15 protein-coding genes and 1 pseudogene are annotated in these 13384 nt (G+C 68.7%); 4 read left to right on the top strand and 12 right to left on the bottom strand.

What is annotated here, in order from left to right; all coding sequences use genetic code 11:
• Positions 1–12 precede the first annotated feature (12 nt).
• A pseudogene (locus E1H18_RS26800) lies at positions 13–108 on the top strand (hypothetical protein); the annotation flags it as partial.
• 9 nt (positions 109–117) lie between these two features.
• On the opposite strand, the gene E1H18_RS14970 reads toward E1H18_RS26800, so the two are convergent.
• Complete coding sequence (locus E1H18_RS14970; RefSeq protein WP_172269786.1) at positions 118–873, bottom strand: extensin family protein; 756 nt, start codon at positions 871–873, stop codon at positions 118–120.
• A gap of 71 nt (positions 874–944) precedes the next feature.
• Positions 945–1670, bottom strand: coding sequence for an extensin family protein (locus E1H18_RS14975; protein ID WP_370526522.1), 726 nt, complete (start codon positions 1668–1670; stop codon positions 945–947).
• A 51-nt stretch (positions 1671–1721) separates the two neighbouring features.
• On the opposite strand from E1H18_RS14975, the gene E1H18_RS14980 reads away from it, so the two are divergent.
• Positions 1722–3110, top strand: coding sequence for an MFS transporter (locus E1H18_RS14980; RefSeq protein ID WP_172269788.1), 1389 nt, complete (start codon positions 1722–1724; stop codon positions 3108–3110).
• Here E1H18_RS14980 and E1H18_RS14985 read toward each other — a convergent pair.
• The 3 genes from E1H18_RS14985 to E1H18_RS14995 form a co-directional block, all read right to left on the bottom strand.
• On the bottom strand, positions 3107–5095 hold the full coding sequence (locus E1H18_RS14985) for a protein meaA (RefSeq protein ID WP_172269790.1): 1989 nt from the start codon (positions 5093–5095) through the stop codon (positions 3107–3109). The genes E1H18_RS14980 and E1H18_RS14985 overlap by 4 nt on opposite strands.
• Before the next feature lie 95 nt (positions 5096–5190).
• Complete coding sequence (locus tag E1H18_RS14990; protein ID WP_172269792.1) at positions 5191–5544, bottom strand: hypothetical protein; 354 nt, start codon at positions 5542–5544, stop codon at positions 5191–5193.
• 20 nt (positions 5545–5564) lie between these two features.
• Positions 5565–6296 carry an enoyl-CoA hydratase/isomerase family protein gene (locus E1H18_RS14995; protein ID WP_172269794.1) on the bottom strand — a complete coding sequence of 244 codons (732 nt, stop codon included), beginning with the start codon at positions 6294–6296 and terminating at the stop codon, positions 5565–5567.
• Between the two features lie 152 nt (positions 6297–6448).
• Here E1H18_RS14995 and ccrA point away from each other — a divergent pair, with 152 nt between their 5' ends.
• Positions 6449–7717 (top strand): crotonyl-CoA carboxylase/reductase, encoded by a 1269-nt coding sequence (gene ccrA / locus E1H18_RS15000; RefSeq protein ID WP_172269796.1) that lies wholly within the window; start codon positions 6449–6451, stop codon positions 7715–7717.
• A 4-nt stretch (positions 7718–7721) separates the two neighbouring features.
• Here the strand turns inward: ccrA and E1H18_RS15005 are convergent, their stop codons facing one another.
• The 6 genes from E1H18_RS15005 to ykgO all read right to left on the bottom strand — a co-directional run bounded on the left by E1H18_RS15005 (position 7722) and on the right by ykgO (position 10949).
• Entirely contained in the window at positions 7722–8189 is a 468-nt protein-coding gene (locus E1H18_RS15005) for a hypothetical protein (RefSeq protein WP_172269798.1), read from the bottom strand.
• A gap of 379 nt (positions 8190–8568) precedes the next feature.
• The gene (locus E1H18_RS15010) at positions 8569–8904 is read right to left on the bottom strand and encodes a hypothetical protein (RefSeq protein WP_172269800.1); all 336 of its coding nucleotides are present in this window, start codon (positions 8902–8904) and stop codon (positions 8569–8571) included.
• A 66-nt stretch (positions 8905–8970) separates the two neighbouring features.
• A complete protein-coding gene (locus E1H18_RS15015; RefSeq protein WP_172269802.1) occupies positions 8971–9240 on the bottom strand; it encodes a DUF2312 domain-containing protein in 270 nt (89 codons plus the stop codon).
• Between the two features lie 75 nt (positions 9241–9315).
• A complete protein-coding gene (locus tag E1H18_RS15020; protein WP_172269804.1) occupies positions 9316–10185 on the bottom strand; it encodes an NAD(P)-dependent oxidoreductase in 870 nt (289 codons plus the stop codon).
• Positions 10186–10206: 21 nt separating this feature from the next.
• Complete coding sequence (locus E1H18_RS15025; RefSeq protein ID WP_172269806.1) at positions 10207–10824, bottom strand: HAD family phosphatase; 618 nt, start codon at positions 10822–10824, stop codon at positions 10207–10209.
• Positions 10824–10949: a type B 50S ribosomal protein L36 gene (gene ykgO, locus E1H18_RS15030; RefSeq protein WP_004616427.1), complete on the bottom strand. Its 126-nt coding sequence runs from the start codon at positions 10947–10949 to the stop codon at positions 10824–10826. The genes E1H18_RS15025 and ykgO overlap by 1 nt, the downstream gene beginning before the upstream one ends.
• A 220-nt stretch (positions 10950–11169) precedes the next feature.
• Between ykgO and E1H18_RS15035 the strand changes: the two genes are divergently transcribed.
• Complete coding sequence (locus E1H18_RS15035) at positions 11170–12465, top strand: lytic murein transglycosylase (protein ID WP_172269808.1); 1296 nt, start codon at positions 11170–11172, stop codon at positions 12463–12465.
• Positions 12466–12469: 4 nt separating this feature from the next.
• On the opposite strand, the gene E1H18_RS15040 is transcribed toward E1H18_RS15035, so the two are convergent.
• The gene (locus E1H18_RS15040) at positions 12470–13315 is read right to left on the bottom strand and encodes an aldose 1-epimerase (protein WP_172269810.1); all 846 of its coding nucleotides are present in this window, start codon (positions 13313–13315) and stop codon (positions 12470–12472) included.
• Positions 13316–13384 lie beyond the last annotated feature (69 nt).

Genomic DNA, 13384 nt, shown 5'->3' on the forward strand with positions numbered 1-13384 from the left:
CGGCCCTCCGGGCCACCTCCCCCGCGAAGCGGGGGAGGAGAAACACCCTCCTCACCCGTGCAACGGGGGAGGTGGCGCGATGCGAAGCATCGTGACGGAGGGGGCGCTAGCCGGCCCTCACGCGCACTTGCTTCCCCCGCTCATGTCCAGGTGGAAGTGATCCCTGTGCTCGGCGTTGTAGTCGGGCCCAAGCGTCGTCAGGAAAACCCGGCAGGCCCCGTCCCGCACCCGGCGCAGGAACTGCCCGCGCGGGCCGGGGTCGGTCCAGTCGCTGGCGACGCTGATCGTCTGGCCGTCGGCCAGCTTGAAGCCGGCGATGTCGATGGCGTCGGCGCTGGCGTGCTCGCTGACCGGCCCGTCCGGCTGGCCGTACATGCGCCGACAGGCATAGCTGCCATAGTGCTGAAGGGAGGCGACATGCTGGCCCAGCAGTTCGTCGGCGGCCGGCTGCACGACCTGGCGCTCCCAGATCACCAGGGCCAGAGCTTCCTTGCAGACCATCGGCGCATCGACCGGCTCCAGCCGCGCCAGACCCGCCTCCAGCCGCACGGCGTCGCGCAACTGGCAGAACGCGCCCTCGGTGCGCTCGGGCACATCCACATAGGCCACGCCCGCCCGGCTCATGATGCCACGGCAGACCTTGGGATCCGCCCCTGCGCGCGCCGCCTTGACCCGGGTGGCCAGGCCCACCGGATCGACGACGCTGAGCGGCTTCCACGGCAGGTGCTGGTCGGCGATCTTCCGCCCGGCGATGAAGGCCATCAGGAGCACGATCAGCCATAGGATCACCAGCGCCGCATAGCGGGCCAGACGACTTCTATGGCGCACCTCGTGGTCGACGTGCGGATGTCGCGGAACGCGATAGCCGGCCATGCGGGAGAGAACGCCTTAATGAAGGTTAACGCCGCACCCAAGCACGACCATGACGACGGCTTCAACCGTGCTCAGCGGCAAAGGCTGTAGGGCGCCGGATTCAGATGCAGATGGTCCGCGTGGGCGGCGTTATAGTCGGGACCCAGCACCACGCCGAACACCCGACAGGCCCCGTCGCGCACCGTCCTCAGGAACCGCGCCTCGTCATCGTCGCCGCGGAAGTCCTTGAGCACCGTGATCCGACGCCCGTCGGCGAGGCGGAAGCCGGCGATGTCGAGCGCGTTAGCCTTGGCGTGCTCGCTGGGCCGGCCGCCCTTCGCGCCGCCAATGGTGCGGCAGGCATAGGTCCCCAGGTGTTCGACCCGGGTCACCGGCGAGGCCAGCATCCGACGCGCGGCCGGTTCGATCACCTGCCGCTCCCACAGGGCGTAGCCGAGAGCCACCGGACAGGTCATGACCGGCGCGGCCGGCGACAGGCGGCTCCTGGCCCGCACTGTGTCGCGGGTCGAGCAGAAGCCCGCCTCGCGAACCGGCTGGTCGACGGGGTCGACGCCACCCTCACGCAAGGCCGCGCGGCAAGCGGCCGGGTCGCCGCTGATCCGGGCCAGCTTGCCGGCCGTGGCCAGGCCGATCGGCTGGTCCAGCGAGAACGGCTTCCACAGCAGGTCCTGAGGCGGCGCCAGGCGGTCGACCAGCAGGAAGACCAGCATCCCCGCCAGGGCCAGGTCCAGCAGGACCGACCAGAGGGCCGCCAAATGGGCGGCGAGGGCGCGGGTCGAGGGGTTCACCAGGGTCACCCGGTTTCAACGCCATTGACCCCGCATCGGTCCCGGTCCAGGGGATCGACCATGACTTCCCCCGGTGACGCTCGCCTATTCGACAAGGCCCTGGCCCCTCGCTTCGCCCTGCTGTGCCTGGGCATCTGGCTGAACGCCGCCGACACCCTGGTAACAGCGACCATCATGCCCAGCGTCGCCCGCGACATCGGCGGCCACCAGTATTTCGGCTGGTCGGTCGCGGCCTATCTGACCGGCTCGATCGTCGCTGGGGCCTGCTCGGGCAAGCTGTCGATGGCGCTGGGCCTGCGCGCCGCGACGGCCCTTTCGGGAGCCATCTACGCCATCGGCTGCGCCATGGGTGCGCTGGCGCCGGAGTTCGTCACCTTCATCGTCGGTCGCCTGGTCCAGGGCCTGGGGGCTGGCGCCGTCGTCGCCCTCTGCTACGTCGCCATCACCGCCCTCTTCCCCGAGCGCCTGTGGCCGCGCGTCTATGGCGCCGTGGCCGGGGTCTGGGGCGCGGCGACGCTGCTAGGTCCGACGCTGGGCGGCGTGTTCGCCGCCGCCGGCTTCTGGCGCGGGACCTTCTGGCTGTTCGTGGTCCAGGCGATCATCTTCATCGGCGCAGTGATGGTCATGCTGCCGGCCGGCGGCGCCGACGCCGCTCGCAGCCGCATCCCCAGCCGCCAGCTGATCCTGCTGGTCCTGGGCGTCAGCCTGATCGGCGCGGCGGGAATCGTCGCCTCCCCCGTCCTCGCCGCCGCCTTGGCCATAGCGGGGATCGCCGGCATGATCGCCATGCTGGCCGTCAATCGCCGCACCGACGATCGCCTGCTGCCGGCCTCGGCCAGCGACCTGCGCACCGCCACGGGCCTGGGCCTGCTGACCGTCTTCGCCTGCGAGGCCGCCGTGATCGGCTTCACCGTCTATGGCCCCGCCTTCATCCAGGCCCGCCATGCCGCCTCGCCGCTTCTGGCCGGCTACGTCACCGGGGCCATCGCCGCCGGCTGGACCCTGTGCGCCCTGCTGGTCGGTCACGTCTCGGCCCAGAAGGACGGCTCCCTGGTCCGCCTCGGCGCCGGGATCATCGTGCTGGGCGCGGCCGCCAGCGCCTGGACCGTGGCAAGGGCCGACATGACCTGGACCGCCGCCGCTTTCGCCCTGCTGGGCGCGGGTTTCGGCCTCAGCCACGCCTTCATCGCCCGCCGCACCATCGCCGGCGCCCCGGCCGCCGAGCAAGCCATGGCCTCATCGGCGGTCCCAACCTCGCAGCTGATCGGCGGCGCCGTCGGCGCGGCGGGCGCCGGGGCCATGGCCAATGTCCTGGGCTTCAGCGAGGGCATCGACACCGCCCTGGCCCCCACCCACGGCCTGCTGTTGTTCGGCGCGTTCCTGCCGCTAGCCGTGGTGGGCTTCGCGGCGGCGTGGCGGCTGGGGCGGCGCGAGATCGCCGCGCTCTAGGCCTGCTCCAGCGCCGTCGCCTCGACCAGCCGCACCACGTCGCCCATGATCTCGGTGATGCGGAAGTCCTTCGGCGTATAGATCCGCGCCACGCCCATCTGCTTCAGCACCAAGGCGTCGGCTTCGGGGATGATGCCGCCGGCGACGATGGGGATGTGGCCCAGGCCCTCGGCGCGCATGATGCGGACAACCTCCTGCACCAGGTCGAGGTGCGAGCCCGACAGGATCGACAGACCCACCACGTGGGCGCGGCTTTCCTTGGCGCGACGGACGATCTCCTCGGGCGTCGAGCGGATGCCGTCATAGACCACCTCCATGCCGCAGGCGCGAGCGCGGGTGGCGATCTGCTCGGCGCCGTTGGAATGGCCGTCCAGGCCCGGCTTGCCCACGAGGTAGGTCAAGGCGCGCCCCAGCATCTGCGAGACCCGCTCGACCTCGCGCTTCACCGCCTCGACGTCCTCGGCTTCGCCGCTGGAGACGACCACCGCCACGCCCGTCGGGCCGCGATATTCGCCGAACACTTCCCGCAGGGCGCCGGCCCACTCGCCGGTCGTGACCCCGGCCTTGGCGGCGGCGATCGAAGGCTCCATGACGTTGCGCCCGTCGCGAGCCGCGGCTTGCAGGTCGGCCAGGGCGGCCTCGGCGGCGACCGGGTCACGGGCCTCGCGCCAGGCCTTGATGCGGGCGACGACGTCGGCCTCGAGCCTGGGATCGACCGTCTCGATCGCACCCTCGCCCGCCGACAGCGGCGAGGCTTCGGTGTCGGTCCAGCGGTTGACCCCGACGACAGTCATCTCGCCGGTCTCGACCGAGCGGACCCGCTTGGCGTTGGACGCGACCAGTTGCGCCTTCATGTAGTCGATGGCGCTGGACGCCCCGCCCATCTCGTCGATGAGGGCCAACTGCTCCAGCGCGCCCTTCGACAGCTCGGCGACCTTGGCCTCGACCACATGAGAGCCGTCGAACAGGTCCTCGTACTCCAGGAGGTCGGTCTCGTAGGCCAGGACCTGCTGCAGCCGCAGAGACCACTGCTGGTCCCACGGCCGCGGCAGGCCCAGGGCCTCGTTCCAGGCCGGCAGTTGCAGGGCCCGGCAGCGGGCGTCCTTGCTGAGCGTGACCGCCAAGGCCTCGATCAGGATGCGGTAGACGTTGTTCTCGGGCTGCGGCTCGGTCAGCCCCAGCGAGTTGACCTGCACCCCGTAGCGGAAACGCCGCGCCTTCTTGTCCTGCACGCCGTAGCGCTCCAGCAGGATCTGGTCCCACAGCTTGGTGAAGCTGCGCATCTTGCACAGCTCGGTCACGAACCGCACGCCGGCGTTGACGAAGAAGCTGATCCGCGAGGCGACGATCTCGAAGTCCTCGTCGGGGACCTGGCCGCCGGCCTTGACGGTGTCCAGCACCGAGATGGCGGTGGCCAGGGCGAAGGCCAGCTCCTGCTCCGGCGTCGCCCCGGCCTCCTGCAGGTGGTAGCTGCAGACGTTCATCGGGTTCCACTTCGGAACCTCGCGATAGCACCAGGCGATCATGTCGCCGATCAGGCGCAGGCTCGGCTCCGGCGGGAAGATGTAGGTGCCGCGCGACAGGTATTCCTTGATCAGGTCGTTCTGGGTGGTGCCTTGCAGCAAGCGCCGGTCCGCCCCCTGCTCGTCGGCCAGCGCCACGTACATCGCCAGCAGCCAGGCGGCCGGAGCGTTGATGGTCATGGAGGTGTTCATCTTCTCCAGCGGGATCTCGCTGAAGAGGGCGCGCATGTCGCCCAGATGGCTGACCGGCACCCCGACCTTGCCGACCTCGCCGCGCGCCAGGATGTGGTCGGGGTCGTAGCCGGTCTGGGTGGGCAGATCGAAGGCCACCGACAGGCCGGTCTGCCCCTTGGCCAGGTTGGCGCGATAGAGGGCGTTGGATTTCTCCGCCGTCGAGTGACCGGCATAGGTGCGGAAGATCCACGGCGGATCGGGCGCGTGCTGGTACGGCGTCGACGACATGGCGGGCTCCCGGGGCGGCTCTATCGGCCTTGCTTACCGCCGATCATGAGCCGGGATTTGCTGCGACGCAATATGAGGCTCGCGGGTGCGAGACTTCAGCCTTTCAGCCAGACCTTCACCCACCAGCCGGCGGAATGGTCGTGGAGGGCCGAGGTCGTCCAGGCCAGCACATCAGGGTGGGTCACCCAGAAGCCGAGCGGCGGCGCGTGGCCGGTGTTCTCGAAGCTGAGGTCGGCCTCGCGATCTTCGGGCGCCCCGCTGTTGGGCATGACCCACTGCTCTTCCGAAGGCACGCCGGCGTCGTCGCGAAAATGCAGGGCGGCCTCGATCAGCCCCGCCCTCGGCGTCGTCGTCACCTCGCGCGTGGCCGGATGACGTTCGAGAAAGGCGACACCCAGGGCGTCCGTCAGGACGATGGGTTTGAACGATGAAGGCGGGGGTGTGGTCATGGCGGGAAGCTAGGCGCCCTTTACCGCCCCGTAAACACCGCCGATCGCTTGGCGACGAAAGCCGCTCGCGCTTCGGCATGATCGGCCGTCGCGGCGAGGTCCGGGATTTCCGCTCCGGTCGCAGACACGCCCGACGCCACGCGCTTGGTCGCCTCTATGGCCAAGGGCGCGCGAGAGGCGATGGTCGCCGCCATGGTTAGGGCGGCGTCGAGCAGACCCTCGGCCGGATGCGCCTCCGCCACGATGCCGTCCGCCAGCGCCCGCGCGGCGTCGAAAGGCGCCCCGGTCAGGAGGTGCGGCTTGGCGCGGCTTTCACCGACCAGCCGGGTCAGGCGGTCGGCCGAGGCGGTCAGGCCCATCCGCACCGCCGAGCAGGCGAAGCTGGCGCGGTCGCTGGCCAGGCGGATGTCGGCGGCGAGGGCCAGTTCCAGGCCGCCGCCGATGCACCAGCCGTCGATGGCGGCGATGACCGGGACGCGGCAAGCGGCGATCCGATCGCACATGGCTAGGAAATGCAGGATCGCCGCGTTCTGGCTCGGCACGTCGCGCGACAGGGCCTCGGCCAGGTCGTCGCCGGTGCAGAAGGCGCCGTTGCGGCCCGTCAGGATCGCGACACGCACCGCTCTGTCAGCTTCGATCGTCGTGAAGGCCTCCAGCAGCCGGTCCCGTTCGGCCATGGCCAGGACGTTGGCCGGGGCGGTGTCCAGCTCGACGAGAGCGATGGCGGGCTGTGGGTGCGACAGATGGATCATGGCTCACCGTGGCCCGCGTCACCGAGGCGGGCAAGCTTCCGCGACGCCATGTTGCGGCGCACAAGATTCCCCTTGCCAGTTTCAAACACTTGTCTCAGCCTCCCCATCAAGGACCCGGCGAAGACCGGGCGCGGCAGGAGACGGGCAGACCGATGACCAGCACCAGCGCCACCGCCCCCAAGGACCTCTATGAGATCGGCGAGATCCCGCCGGCCTTCCACGTCCCCAAGACCATGTACGCCTGGAGCATCCGCAAGGAGCGCCACGGCAAGCCGTCGACGGCCATGCAGGTCGAGGTGGTTCCGACCTGGGAGATCGGCGAGGACGAGGTTCTGGTCCTCGTGATGGCTGCAGGGGTCAATTACAACGGCGTCTGGGCGGCCCTGGGCGAGCCGATCAGCCCGCTGGATGGCCACAAGCAGCCGTTCCACATCGCCGGCAGCGACGCCTCGGGCATCGTCTGGGCGGTCGGCAGCAAGGTGAAGCGCTGGAAGCTGGGCGACGAGGTCGTCATCCACTGCAATCAGGACGACGGCGACGACGAGGAGTGCAACGGCGGCGACCCGATGTACTCGTCCAGCCAGCGGATCTGGGGCTATGAGACCCCGGACGGCAGCTTCGCCCAGTTCTGCCGGGTGCAGTCGCGCCAGCTGCTGCCGCGCCCCCGGCACCTGACCTGGGAAGAAGCCGCCTGCTACACCCTGACCCTGGCCACCGCCTACCGCATGTTGTTCGGCCACAAGCCGCATGAGCTGAAACCCGGCCAGAACGTACTGGTCTGGGGCGCCTCAGGCGGTCTGGGGGTCTTCGCCGTACAGCTGGCCGCCGTCGCGGGGGCCAATGCGATCGGGGTTGTCAGCGACGACGACAAGCGCGAGTTCGTGCTGTCGATGGGCGCCAAGGCCGTGCTGAACCGCAAGGAATTCGACTGCTGGGGCCAGCTGCCCAAGGTCAACGGCCCTGAGTTCACCGACTACATGAAGGAGAGCCGCAAGTTCGGCAAAGCCATCTGGCAGATCACCGGCAACCGCGATGTGGATTTGGTCTTCGAGCACCCTGGCGAGTCGACGTTCCCCGTGTCGGTGTTCGTGGTCAAGCGTGGCGGCATGGTGGCCATCTGCGCGGGCACCAGCGGCTTCAACCTGACCATGGACGCCCGCTTCCTGTGGATGCGCCAGAAGCGGGTCCAGGGGTCGCACTTCGCCAACCTGATGCAGGCCTCGGCGGCCAACCAGCTGGTGGTCGATCGCCGCGTCGATCCGTGCCTTTCGGAAGTCTTCCCGTGGAAGGACATTCCGGCCGCGCATGAGAAGATGCTGGCCAACCAGCACTTGCCCGGCAACATGGCCGTGCTGGTCTGCGCTCAGCGGCCCGGCCTGCGCACCTTCGAAGAGGTGCAAGAGCTGGGCGGGGCCGCTTGAGGCTCTAGTGACCCGGGAGGGCCACGCTGAAGCTGGGATGCTCTTCGATCACCTCGGCCTGTTCGTCGAGGCGAATCCAGCCGGGGCCGGAACGCTTGGCCAGGCCTTCGACCTCCAGGGCCTCCAGCTCGCGTCCCACCTGAACGGGGGTCACGGGTCGGCTCCAGCGATGGTCCAGCTGACGGGCGATTTCCGCCTCGTTCAGGCCCGGGCCTTGCGCCAGAGTCATCAGGATCATGTCACGCGTCGAACGCCCGCGTCGGCCGCGCTTGCCCGGCGTGGGCGGCGCGAAGGGCGCCGGCTCGACGGCCGACAGCCGCTCGGCCAGACCCGCCTGTTTGAGCGCGTCCAGCGCCAGGATGATTGCGCGCAGTTCGCCTTCGAACGGAGCTTGCGCCCGTCTTTGCGCTTCGATCATGCGCGTTTCCAGCTCCGTCTTTCGACGCAGCAGGAGTTGATAGGTCGTCGCCATTTCCTTGGTCCCACACAACCGGAAGGTTCACCCGACGTCGATCCGGGTCTTGAGCCCGCGTACGTCAGTTCTGGGCCGCGGTGAGCAGCACGACCCAGGAACCCCACCACCAATTGACATTAACTTATTACATTTTTTCACATTTTCTCGCCGGAGCGTTACCAAGACCTTAACAGCAATGAGCGAACGTCAGTTTTTGGTAAGCCTTTGAGACAAAATCAGAAGTCGTAAGGCGCAAACATTCACTCCACCAAAAGGCGAGCTTGACTGTAAGGTCCAGCGCAGACGCGGACCGGCAAGAAGGTGATGTGAGCAGGCCGATGGAGCTTGAGAACAACGGCAGGATGATGGCGCCGCCCGGACACGCTTCGGCAGAGCGTCAGTCCTCGTCCGGCTCGGCTTCCGCCTCGGGACGGCCGCGCCGTTGGAAGCCCTTGCCGCGCTTCATCGGCTTGGCTTCGCCCTTCGCCTTGCGGGCGATCTCTTTCAGCTTGATGGCCTGGTTGCCCGACAGGGCCTGGCCCCGCGCGCCCTTTTCCGGGTCGGCGAAGGCCCGACCATAGGTCTCGACGCGCTGGGCGACGCTGGTCAGGAACTCGCCCTCCCAGTCGGAGAGCTCGACGCCCGACTTCTCGGCCGCGCGCTTGGCCCGCTTCAGGGCGTTCAGCGCGGCCTTCTTGGCCTGTTCCTTGGGGTCGGGCGGCTTGGCGCGCATCGTGCGAGGATTATCCCCGACCGCGCGCGCCAGAACACTATCTAAAAGATAGGCGCCCGTAAAAACTTAGATCTCGCCGATGGCCGAGAGGTAGAGGTCCAGGATCGCGTCTTCTTCCTGGCGCTTGGCGCGGTCCTGCTTGCGCAGGCGAACGACCTTCTTCAGCACCTTGACGTCGAAGCCGTTACCCTTGGCTTCGTTATAGACTTCCTTGATCTGCTCCATGATCTCGGCCTTCTCGACCTCGAGCCGCTCGACGCGGTCGACGATCGACTTCAGTTGGCCCTGAGCGGTGCTGTTCAGAACGTCGGCGTGGGGAACGGCGTCGTCGGCCATGCGGAAATCTCGCGAGAAGGCTGGAATTGGGAGGCGCGGAACCTAGTTCGAAGCCGCGCCCCTGGGAAGCGGGATTCAGCGCCCTTCCACACGTCCTCTAGCCACTTCGGCCAAAGCGGCCAGGTCGAGGTTCTTGTCGTCGCCGCCCAGCAGCGATTCCAGGCTGGCCTCGGCCAGGTCGGCCAGCGGCATCGACAGACCCTTCGCCTCGGCGGCGTCCAGAACCAGGCGCACGTCCTTCAGGCCCAGTTCGGCCGCGAAACCGGGCGGGCTGTAGCGACGCTCGGCGATCATGCCGCCATAGATCTTGTAGATCGGCGCCGAGAACAGGGTGCTCGACAGCATGTCCAGGAGTTCGGGAGCCTCGACGCCATAGGCTTCGCCGAGGGCCACCGCCTCGCCCATGCTCTCGATGGCCGAGACGATCATGAAATTGCCGGCCAGTTTCAGCGCGTTGGCGCGGACCGGGTCGTCGCCCAGCGGCCAGACCTTGGCGGCCAGCAGGTCCAGCACCGGCTGGGCCTTGGCGATCGCATCGGGCGCGCCTGCGGCCAGGACATTGAGCGCCCCGGCCTGGGCCACGGGCGGACGACCGAAGACCGGCGAGGCCACATAGCCCAGGCCCAGCTCGGCGTGCAGGGCCGAAAGCTCGGCGGCGAAGGCGGTGGAAATGGTGGCCAGGTTGACGTGGACCAGCCCCTTGGGCGCCTTGGACAACGCCGGCAGCAGCACGTCGCGGATCGCCTGGTCATGAGCCAGGATCGACAGCACCACGTCGGCCCCGAACACGTCTTCCAGATTGGCGGCGGGGGTCGCGCCTTCGGCGGCCAGTTCGTCGACGATGGCGCGCGAGCGGTTCCAGACCGTCACCGCCACGCCCTTGGCCAGCAGGTTGCGCACCATGGCCGCGCCCATCGCGCCCAGGCCGATGAAACCGACGTTCATGCGAGATCTCCCTGAAGGGAACTAGAGCAGGCCGTGCCGCTCGACGGCGGCGCGCAGGTGCGCCGGATCCGTGAAATGGTGGGCGTGGAAGCCCATGTCCATGGCCGCTTCGATATTGGCGATCGAGTCGTCGATGAACAGCAGGTCCGACGCCTGCAGGCCGGTGCGCTCCAGCACGATCTCGTAGATGCGGCGGTCCGGCTTGATGACCTTCTCGTCGCCCGAGACGATGGCGTCGCGGAAATGCGCGAAGTGGCCGGGCGAGATCGCCTGCACCGCCGGCCACTTGCTCTGAGGCATATTGGTCAGGGCGAATTGCGGGACGTCGCGCTCAGCCAGGGCGTCGATCACCGCCGCGGTTTCGGGAATCGGTCCCGACAGCATCTCGTGGAAACGCTCGTCCCAGGCGCGGATCTGGGCGGCATGCTCGGGGAAGCGTGCGATCAACGGCGCAGCGTTCTCCGCGAAGCCGACGCCCTTGTCGTGCTCGACGTGCCAGGGGATGGTGCAGACGTGCGAAAGGAACCAGTCGAGATCGGCTGGTTCCTTGAAGAGCTTCGCATACGGTGCGCGGGGATCCCAGCGCACGATGACGTTGCCGACATCCCAGAGAACGGCTCTGGGACGAGCAGCCGTCATTAGCCTTGCTTGGCTTTGAAGCGCGGGTCGGTCTTGTTGATGATGTAGATGACGCCCTTGCGGCGAACCATCTTGCAGTCGCGGTGGCGACCCTTCAGCGACTTCAGCGAGCTGCGAACCTTCATGACCGTCTCTGTACTTCAGCGGAGAGGTTCGGGCTCGCATAAGGCGGCCGGAACATCCGGGGTGTCTTGGAGGCGGTGCGTATAAGCAGGACGCGGGCTTGAGTCAATGTGCTGACGCCCTTATCCGCACGGCTTTCACGGATATATGCCGGCGCGGAACTTCACCGTCCTGTCGGGCTTGTGATTGAAGCTTTTACACGAACCCCGGTAGCTTGCCCGTATGGCCATGGATCGTCGCGTCTTTCTCGTCCTTCTTCTCGCCGGCTGCGCGGACACCTCTCCGCAGGGCCCGCTGACGGCGATCACCCCGCCCAGCCCCGCGCCGCGCCCGCAGGCGCCCGCCGCGCCAGCGCCTTCACCGACCACGCCCGTGCCCGCGGGCGAGCTGGCCTTCGACACCTGGCTGGCCGATTTCCGCGTCCGCGCCCAGGCCCAGGGCCTGTCGCCGCAGTTGCTGGACCGCGAACTGGCCGGCGTCACGCCCGATCCCAAGGTCATCAGCCTGGACGGCCGCCAGCCGGAATTCTCCAAGCCCGTCGGCGACTATATCAAGGGCGTGATCAGCGAGGACCGCGTCGCCGTGGGCCGCCGCAAGCGCGACGAGCTGGCCTTCCTGCCACAGCTGGAAAGCCGCTACGGCGTGCCGCGCGACATCCTGCTGGCCGTCTGGGCCATGGAATCGGCGTTCGGTCAGCTACAGGGCAATTTCGACGTCGTCCGCTCGATGGTCAGCCTGGCCGCCGATGGCCGCCGCCGCGCCTGGGCCGAGGGCGAACTGATCGCCGCCCTTCGCATCATCGATTCGGGCGAGGTCTCCCGCGCTCAGCTGAAGGGTTCGTGGGCCGGGGCCATGGGCCAGACCCAGTTCATCCCCACCAGCTATCGCAGCATGGCTGTGGACTTCGACGGCGACGGCCGTCGCGACATCTGGGGCTCGAACGCCGACGCCCTGGCCTCGGCCGCCAACCTCCTCGTGAAGGGCGGCTGGAAGCCCGGCGTGGGCTGGGCCAAGGAAGTGATCCTGCCGGCCGGCTTCGACTATTCGCTGGCCGAAGGTCCGCGCGAAGTTCCGTCGTGGTGGGAAGCCCGGGGCGTGCGTCGCGCCGACGGCCTGCCCTGGACCGCGGCCGACGCCGCTGCGCCGGCCGGCCTGATCTTGCCCGCGGGGGCGGCCGGTCCGGCCTTCCTGGCCCTGCCCAACCACTATGCGATCCGCAAGTACAACAACTCGACGTCCTACGCCCTGGGCATCGGTCTGTTGGCCGACCGCTTCGGCGGCGGCGAGCCGCCGATCACGGCCTGGCCCGTGGAGACGCCGCTGTCGCTGTCGGACCGCATGGCCGCCCAGATCGCCCTGGCGCGCCTGGGCTTCAACCCGGGTCCAGCCGACGGCGTCGTCGGCGCCGGCACCCGCAAGGCCCTGCGCGAATGGCAGCAGAGCCGCCAGCTGCCGGCCGACGGCTACATGTCCAGCGACATGGTCGCGAGGCTGAAGGCCCAAGCGGGGCTGCAGTAGCCCCTTACGCCGACCGCACGTCCATCCAGATGCTCCGGCTCTCGCCGGGCTGGAGCGTCGTCATGCCCGTCTCACCCTCGCCAAAGGGATTGGGACGGCTGGCGCAGGGTTCGACGCAATAGAAGTCCTGACCCGGCGGGATGTAGACGTGCAGCCAGCGGCTCTCGGCCGAGGCGGTGATCACCGTGTCCGGCGCGCCTGACGCGGCCAGCACGGCGCGCTGGTCCCAGCCGGTGAAGCAGTGGTCGATCAGGCCTCGCCCCTCGACCACCGCCCCGGCGGCCAGATCGACCTCCCAAGGCCCCGCATGGCGGACGGTCGGCAGCACGTCGGCGTCGATCATCCAGACCCCGTCATTGCCCGCCGTCAGCGTCTCGCCCGCCCGGCGCGGGAAATAGGGGTGGAAGCCCAGGCCCGCCGGCATGGCCGTCTCGCTGGTGTTGGTCACCGACAGCGTGACGCGGAAGCCGGTCTCGTCGACGGTGAAGATCTGCTCGGCGCGATAGGACCACGGCCAGGCGTCGGCGGCGTGGACATAGGACAGCACCGCGGTGTCGCCCTCGGCGCGCTCCACCGTCCAGACGCCGCGCCAGCCCTGACCGTGGATGGCGTGCGGATGGTCGCCGAGGTTCGGCGGCAACACGATCTCGCGGCCCGCGAAGGCGAAGCGTCCGTTCGGGATGCGATTGCAGAACGGAACGAGTGGAAAGCTGGCGGTGTCCAGGGCGTCGGTCGCCCCGGCTGGCGTAGGGCGCATGACCTCGCGGCCGGCGATCGTGAAGCCGGCGACCGCGCCGCCGGCCTCGGGGGCCAGGGTCAGGCGGGCCAAGCCCTTTTCGATGACGGTCATGCGGCGGTTTCCCTGATGTTAGCGCTCTCCCTGCCTTGCACGGAGGAGCGAGGCAAGCTCAACTCCCCG

Source organism: Caulobacter sp. RHG1 (assembly GCF_013181195.1).
Lineage (GTDB): Bacteria > Pseudomonadota > Alphaproteobacteria > Caulobacterales > Caulobacteraceae > Caulobacter.